Raw genomic sequence first — 4,989 nt, 5'->3', positions numbered from 1 at the left:
GTCTCCGCCGGCCCCGCCCTCCGCTGGGCGGCCCCCGCGGCGGCACTGGTCGTGGCGTCGGCGATCATCGTGGGCCGGGCCCTCAGACGCCGCCGCTGAACACCCGCGCGGCCGACCGGAAGCTGCCGCGCGCGGCCGCACCCGCCTCGCGCGGCTGGGGCGTGTTTGTCTGCGTGGTCCAGGGCGCCTGCCGTGTGCGGGCGGCGCCGCGCGGCCGGACCGTACCCGCCTGCGCCGCTGGGCCATGGCCGCCGTGCGCGGCCGGGACGGTACTGGCCCCGCGCGGCCGGGCCGTACCCGCTGTGCCGCGGCCGGGCGGAAGCTGCCGCGAGTGGCCGCCGCCTCGCGCCGCCGGGGCGTTCCCGTCTTGCGTGGCTGGGGTATTTGCCTCGCGTGGCCGCGCCCGCTTCGCGTCGTGGCGCCGCGCGTGGCCGGTAGGCGCCCGTCTTGTGCCGCCGGGGCGTTCCCGTCTTGCGTGGCCGGGGCCCTTGCCGCGTGCGGCGGCATCACACCGCCGGGTGAGCGTGTCCTGGGCGGCCGGGCGGAGTCCGGTGTGCGCGGCCGGGGCGTACCCGCGTTGTGCGGCCCTGCCGCGCCCCGCAGTGTCGCCACCGGCGGAAACCATCCTCTTGATCCGCACAGTAGCCTCGTTGCGTGAGTAACGAAGACATCACGCTGACCGCGGGCGACGCGGAGGCGACCGTGCGGCCGGGCAACGGAGGGCGCATCGCGGGACTCCGCGTCGGGGGGCTGGAGCTGCTCCGCCAGGGAGAGCGGTTCGGCTGTTTCCCGATGGTGCCCTGGTGCGGCCGTATCCGCGACGGCCGGTTCCGGGACGGTGCCACCGTCCACCAGATGCCGCTCAACTCCCCGCCGCACGCCATCCACGGCACCGCCCGCGACGGCGCCTGGCGCACGGCCCGCACCTCGGCGGACGAGGCGGTGATGACGTACGACCTGGTCGACCCCTGGCCCTACTCCGGCCGCGTCGCCCAGGTGGTCGCCCTGACCGAGGACGCCCTGACGCTGACGATGTCCGTGGAGACGTACGAGTCCTCCTTCCCGGCCCAGATCGGCTGGCACCCGTGGTTCAACCGCAACCTCGGGCGGGACGACGTACGGATCGACTTCCGGCCCACCTGGCAGGAGGAGCGCGGCGAGGACCACCTGCCCACCGGGAACCGCATCGACCCCGAGCCCGGCCCCTGGGACGACTGCTTCGGCATGCCCGGCGGCGTCGACGTCACGCTCACCTGGCCCGGGCAGCTGGACCTGAGGGTGACCAGCCCCGTGGAGTGGGTCGTCGTCTACGACGAGCAGCAGGCCGCCGTGTGCGTGGAGCCGCAGACCGGTCCGCCGGGCGGCCTGAACACCCTCCCGCGCCTGGTCACGCCGCTGGAACCACTGGAGGCCACGACGACCTGGACCTGGCGCCGCGCTTAAGCTGGCTGGCATGAGCGACGTTCGCGGCGAGCTGCTGCAGCAGATCAAGGACAAGGCCGTGGTGCACGGCAGGGTGACGCTGTCCTCCGGCCTGGAGGCCGACTACTACGTCGACCTGCGCCGCGTCACCCTCGACGGCGAGGCGGCCCCGCTGGTCGGCCAGGTGCTCCTGGACCTGACCGCCGGCCTCGAGTTCGACGCGGTCGGCGGCCTGACCATGGGCGCCGACCCGGTCGCCGCGGCGATGCTGCACGCCGCCGCCGCGCGCGGGCGCAGGCTGGACGCCTTCGTGGTGCGCAAGGCCGCCAAGGCGCACGGCCTGCAGCGGCGCGTGGAGGGCCCGGAGATCAAGGGCCGCCGGGTGCTGGTCGTCGAGGACACCTCCACGACCGGCGGTTCCCCGCTCGCCGCCGTGGAGGCCGTGCGCGAGGCGGGCGCCGAGGTCGTGGCCGTGGCGACGATCGTCGACCGGGCGACCGGCGCGGCCGAGAAGATCCAGGAAGGTGCCGGGGTGCCGTACCTGTTCGCCTACTCGAAGGACGAGCTGGGGCTGGACTGAGCCGGTGGGCGGGCCGGGCGGATCCGGTCATCCACAGGCCGGACAGGGTGTCCGACACTTCCGGCAACGTCTGCGAAGATGGGGCCGACGATGACGTCACTCCCTAGGTCAGGGCCGTAAGCACGCAGACGCACCCCGCAGATACAAGGAGCGGACAGATGCCCATCGCAACCCCCGAGATCTACAACGAGATGCTCGACCGGGCGAAGGCAGGCAAGTTCGCCTACCCGGCCATCAACGTGACCTCCTCCCAGACCCTGCACGCGGCCCTGCGTGGATTCGCGGAGGCGGAGAGCGACGGCATCGTCCAGATCTCCACCGGCGGCGCGGAGTTCCTGGGCGGCCAGTACAGCAAGGACATGGTCACCGGCGCCGTGGCCCTGGCCGAGTACGCGCACATCGTCGCCGAGAAGTACCCGGTCAACATCGCGCTGCACACGGACCACTGCCCGAAGGACAAGCTCGACGGGTACGTACGTCCGCTGCTCGCCCTCTCCGAGGAGCGCGTCAAGGACGGCAGGAACCCGCTGTTCCAGTCCCACATGTGGGACGGCTCCGCCGAGACCCTGGCCGACAACCTGAAGATCGCCCAGGAGCTGCTCGTCCGCACCGCCGCCGCGAAGATCATCCTCGAGGTGGAGATCACCCCGACGGGCGGCGAGGAGGACGGCGTCTCCCACGAGATCAACGACGAGCTGTACACCACGGTCGAGGACGCGATCCGCACCGTCGAGGCCCTGGGCCTCGGCGACAAGGGCCGCTACCTGCTGGCCGCCTCCTTCGGCAACGTGCACGGCGTGTACAAGCCGGGCAACGTCGTCCTCCGCCCGGAGCTGCTGAAGGAGCTCAACGAGGGCGTCGCGGCGAAGTTCGGCCGCCCGGCCGACAGCAAGCCGTTCGACTTCGTCTTCCACGGCGGCTCCGGCTCCACGGAGGAGGAGATCCGCACCGCGCTGGAGAACGGCGTGGTGAAGATGAACATCGACACGGACACCCAGTACGCCTTCACGCGTCCTGTCGCCGACCACATGTTCAAGAACTACGACGGCGTCCTCAAGGTCGACGGCGAGGTCGGTTCCAAGAAGACCTACGACCCGCGCACCTGGGGCAAGCTGGCCGAGGCGTCGATGGCCAAGCGCGTGGTGGAGGCCTGCGGCAACCTGCGCTCGACCGGCACGAAGATCAAGTAGTTCCCGGTTCCGTCCGACGGGCCCGGTGCTCCGGCACCGGGCCCGTCCGTCGTCCGTCCGTCGTCCGTCGGTCCGTCGGACCGTCGTCCGCCCATCGCCCGTCCGCCCATCGCTCGCCCGCCTGGCTCGGAACCGGCCCGCGCGAGATGATCGCACCATGGCTGTCACCGCACAGCACACTCCGGCCGTCCGGATCTCCACCTCCACCGGCCGCTGGATCCTGCTCACCACCGTGCTCGGCTCCAGCATGGCCCTGCTGGACTCGACCGTCGTCAACGTCGCCCTGCCCCGCATCGGCCGCGACCTGGACGCGAGCCTCGCCGCCCTGCAGTGGACGGTCAACGCGTACCTGGTCACCCTGGCCGGTCTGATCCTCCTCGGCGGCGCGCTCGGCGACCGCTACGGCCGCCGCCGCATCTTCGTGCTCGGGGTCGTGTGGTTCGCCACCGCCTCCCTGCTGTGCGGCCTCGCCCCGAACCCGGCCGTCCTGATCGCCGCCCGCGCTCTGCAGGGCATCGGCGGCGCCCTCCTCACGCCCGGTTCCCTCGCCCTCATCCAGGCCTCCTTCCACCCGGACGACCGGAGCAGAGCCGTGGGCCTGTGGTCCGGTTTCGGGGGCATCGGCGCGGCCGTCGGCCCGTTCCTCGGCGGCTGGCTGGTGGCCGGGCCGGGCTGGCGCTGGGTCTTCCTGCTGAACATCCCCCTGGCCCTGGTCTGCGCGCCCGTCGCCGTACGCCACGTCCCCGAGTCGGCCGGGGGCACCTCCCTGCCCGCGGGGGTACCCCCTGTTCGAACGGAGTCGAGAACTTGGGGGAGCAGCCGAGAGCTCGGGGGATCCACCGCCCACGGCCGCTTCGACGTCCTGGGCGCGGCGCTCGGCGCGGTCTCCCTCGCCCTGGTGACGTACGCCCTGATCGAGGCCCGCACCGGCTCCCCGGCCATCCCTCTGACCGCGACCGCGGGGGTACTGGCCGCCGTCGCCTTCGTGTACGTCGAGAAGCGCCGCCCCGATCCGATGATGCCGCTGGACATCTTCGCCTCCCGCCAGTTCACGGCGGTCAACGTGGTCACCCTGTGCGTGTACGCGGCCTTCGGCGGCTTCTTCTTCCTCACCGCGCTCCAGCTCCAGGTCGTCGCCGGCTACTCGCCGCTCGCCGCGGGCACCGCCCTGCTTCCGACCACCGTCCTCATGCTTCTCTTCTCGGCTCGCTCGGGCGCCCTCGCCGACCGCATCGGCCCGCGCCTGCCGCTCACGGCCGGACCGCTCCTGTGCGCGGCGGCGATGCTGCTGATGCTGCGGGTCGGCAAGGGCGCGGACTACCTGACCGACGTCCTGCCGGCCCTGCTGGTCATGGGCACCGGCATGGTCACCCTGGTCGCCCCGCTGACCGCCACCGTCCTCGCCTCGGTGGACGCCTCCCGCGCCGGCCTGGCCAGCGGCATCAACAACGCCGCCGCCCGCGCGGCCGGCCTGATCGCGGTGGCCGCCCTGCCACTGCTGTCCGGCATGGGCCCGGAGGCGTACCGCTCGGCGACCGCCTTCGACGCCGCGTTCCGGCGAGCGATGCCGATCTGCGCGGCGGTCCTGGTGGTGGGCGCGGTCCTCGCCTTCACGACCGTCCGCCGCCCGCCCCCCGACTGCCGCCACCCCGAGTGCCGCACCCACGGCTGGGTGACGGCACCTCCACTGGAGGGCCGCCGGGCACGGGACGGGGCCCTGCGTGCTTCCCGTACGCATCCAGCAGACTGAGGCCATGAACATTCACGAGAACCTCCTGGGCGGACCGCCCCCCACCC

At 72.9% G+C, this 4,989-nt stretch carries 4 protein-coding genes; all 4 read left to right on the top strand.

The window, feature by feature from the left end:
* The first annotated feature begins 654 nt into the window (after positions 1–654).
* The 4 genes from C1I97_RS31360 (at position 655) to C1I97_RS31345 (ending at position 4,942) form a co-directional block, all read left to right on the top strand.
* Positions 655–1,443 carry an aldose epimerase family protein gene (locus tag C1I97_RS31360; protein WP_111006454.1) on the top strand — a complete coding sequence of 263 codons (789 nt, stop codon included), beginning with the start codon at positions 655–657 and terminating at the stop codon, positions 1,441–1,443.
* 10 nt (positions 1,444–1,453) lie between these two features.
* On the top strand, positions 1,454–2,002 hold the full coding sequence (pyrE, locus tag C1I97_RS31355; protein ID WP_111006453.1) for an orotate phosphoribosyltransferase: 549 nt from the start codon (positions 1,454–1,456) through the stop codon (positions 2,000–2,002).
* 158 nt (positions 2,003–2,160) lie between these two features.
* Positions 2,161–3,192 carry a class II fructose-bisphosphate aldolase gene (gene fbaA / locus C1I97_RS31350; RefSeq protein ID WP_111006452.1) on the top strand — a complete coding sequence of 344 codons (1,032 nt, stop codon included), beginning with the start codon at positions 2,161–2,163 and terminating at the stop codon, positions 3,190–3,192.
* 157 nt (positions 3,193–3,349) lie between these two features.
* Positions 3,350–4,942: an MFS transporter gene (locus tag C1I97_RS31345; RefSeq protein WP_111006451.1), complete on the top strand. Its 1,593-nt coding sequence runs from the start codon at positions 3,350–3,352 to the stop codon at positions 4,940–4,942.
* The last annotated feature ends 47 nt before the right edge of the window (positions 4,943–4,989 follow it).

It is taken from the genome of Streptomyces sp. NTH33 (genome assembly GCF_003236365.1).
In the GTDB taxonomy this organism is placed as follows: Bacteria; Actinomycetota; Actinomycetes; order Streptomycetales; family Streptomycetaceae; genus Streptomyces.
The sequence above is the reverse complement of the archived record's forward strand: the minus strand, read 5'-3'. Positions and strand labels throughout refer to the sequence as shown.